The organism is Micromonospora tarensis (genome assembly GCF_016803395.1).
Taxonomy (GTDB): domain Bacteria; phylum Actinomycetota; class Actinomycetes; order Mycobacteriales; family Micromonosporaceae; genus Micromonospora; species Micromonospora tarensis.
Genome location: NZ_JAEVHL010000454.1, coordinates 1 through 2,173 on the forward strand (window position 1 = coordinate 1; position 2,173 = coordinate 2,173).

At 73.7% G+C, this 2,173-nt stretch carries 4 protein-coding genes; all 4 read right to left on the minus strand.

Annotated elements, in window-relative coordinates; translation table 11 throughout:
- Positions 1–149: 149 nt before the first annotated feature.
- Positions 150–443, minus strand: a complete 294-nt coding sequence (locus tag JM949_RS35415; RefSeq protein WP_238434459.1) for an NADH-quinone oxidoreductase subunit NuoK — start codon at positions 441–443, stop codon at positions 150–152.
- Positions 444–451: 8 nt separating this feature from the next.
- Positions 452–973, minus strand: coding sequence for an NADH-quinone oxidoreductase subunit J (locus JM949_RS35420; RefSeq protein WP_309232458.1), 522 nt, complete (start codon positions 971–973; stop codon positions 452–454).
- 1 nt (position 974) lies between these two features.
- Positions 975–1,901: an NADH-quinone oxidoreductase subunit H gene (locus JM949_RS35425; RefSeq protein ID WP_407664883.1), complete on the minus strand. Its 927-nt coding sequence runs from the start codon at positions 1,899–1,901 to the stop codon at positions 975–977.
- A partial coding sequence (locus tag JM949_RS35430) for a hypothetical protein (protein WP_238434458.1) occupies positions 1,895–2,173 on the minus strand: 279 nt, incomplete at its 5' end. The genes JM949_RS35425 and JM949_RS35430, both read right to left, overlap by 7 nt.

Here is a 2,173-nt window from a genome sequence, read left to right on the forward strand (position 1 = left end):
GCCCAGCGCCACCGCGACGGCCAGGGCCGTCACCAGCGCGGCCACGGTCAGCGCCAGCGCGGGGGCGGCCCGGTCGACCCGCCGCGCGCCCAGCAGCAGCGTCCCCCCGGCGACGACCGGGAGGACGACCAGTGCCCACAATGCGGCGTTCATCCCCGCAGCTTCCCCGCCATGTCGGTCATGTCGGCGTCGCTCGACCGGAACAACAGGGTCACGACCGCGAAGCCCAGCGCCATCTCCACGGTCATCGCGGCGATTACCACCAGGACGAGCACCTGCCCGTCGGGCTGCTGCGGGGCCAGGAACCACCAGAGCGCGGCGGCGGCCACGATCACCCCGTTGATCATGAGTTCGAGGCCCATCATCACCATCACGACGGCCTGCTGGCTCAGCGCGCCGTACAGGCCGACGCTGAACAGCGCGGACGCGAGCAGCAGAAACATCGGCAGCGTCACGGCCACTCCGGGGAGTCCGCGCGGTCGTAGCGCCCCCGGGCGGTGGCGAGCACCAGCGCGGCGACCATGGTGGCGAAGAGCACCGCGGAGACCGCCATCATGACCAGCATCTTCGAGCCCATGACGGCCTCGCCCAGGGCCCGGGTCGGTTCGGCGGGCGGCTCGTTGCGACGGGCGGGCCACGGCACGAGCACCGAGCCGGCGGCCAGCAGGACGAAGACGCCGACCGAGACCACCACCGCGCCCCGCCGGTTGTGCAGCATCGACATCGGCATGAGACCGCCCGGGTTCATCATGAACATGACCATGAAGACCGCCATGAGCGCCATCTCCATGACCATCATCAGGACGGTCGCCACCCCCAGGTAACCCAGGTCGAGCAGGAACAGCTCGCCGCCGACCGCGACGAACGACAGCGCCAGCGCGAACGTCGCCCGCGCCATCGAGTCCACCGTGAACACGGCCACGCCGGACGCCACGGCGACGAACGCCAGCACGACGAAGGCGACGACGGCCACCTCAACCCCTCCCCACCGCGAGCACGGCCACCGCGAGCACCTGCAGCAGCGTGGCGGGCAACGCCACCAGCCAGGCCACACCCATCAGCCGGTCCGCCCGCAGCACCGGCATCCGGCCACGCAGCGTCACCAGGGCGGCCAACACGGCCAGCGTCTTCACCAGGGTCCACAACCACCCGGGCAGCAGTGGCCCCGACCCGCCGCCGAGGAACAGCGCCACCGCCGTCGCCGCGCCCGCCGCCAGCAGCGCGTACCGGCCGGCGAGCAGGACCAGCCTGTCCACGCCGGACGGCTCGGCCAGCACGCCACCGGCCACGTCCCGCCCGTCCGGATAGGCGAACGGCCCGGACATGCTGAACGCGAGCACCGCGCCGAGGAAGACCAGGAACGCCACCGGCATCCACACCACGAACCACAGTTCCCGCTGTGCTGCCACCACGTCGGCGATCCGTAGGCTGCTGGCCGCCACCGCCGGGGCGGTCAGCGCGAACATCAGCGGTAGCTCGTAGCCGAGCGCCTGCGCCAGGAAGCGGTAGCCCCCGACCAGGCCGTAGGCGCTGTTGCTTCCCCAGCCGGCGAGCCACACCGCCGCCCAGAGCAGCACGTCCATGGCGTTGAACCAGACCACCCCGACCGGCAGGTCGGCCACCACCCGGTCGCCCAGCGGCACCACCACCACCATGAGCAGCGCCACCACCAGCGGCCCGGCCAACCCGAGCCGCCACAGCAGAGCGTCCGCCGCCACCACGCCACGCCGTCGCTGCCGGAGCAGCCGGGCGGTCTCCCATACCGGCCGCCCGGCCCGCCGCGCGAGCGTCGAACCGCCGGCCGGGTCGAGCAGGCCAGCCAGCACCGCGGCGGCCAGTGCCGCGCCGAGCAGTACACCGGCAGCCGGCAGGACGCCCCACCACGCACCGGTGGTCACGATCGCACCCCCGCGGCCACCAGCTCGTCCGGGTCGGGGTCAAACGAGGCCAGCACCACCCGAGCGGCGGCCAGGTCGAGCCCGACCATCAGGTGGGCGGCCAGCTCCCGCACCGCCACGGCGTCCGGCTCCGGCGACGTGTCGGGCTCGCCGCCGGACAGCAGCCGGTCCGTCTCGGCCAGCCGGCGCCGCCACCGGGCGGTCGCGTCGCCGCGTAGCGTCGCCGGGATCTCCACGCCCGCGCGGGCCGCCGTCACCGCAGACAGCACGCCCAG

What these genes read in the sequence shown, in the direction of transcription:
- JM949_RS35415 (WP_238434459.1), bottom strand. Translation starts at nt 443, where the DNA reads ATGTTTCTGCTGCTCGCGTCCGCGCTGTTCAGCGTCGGCCTGTACGGC.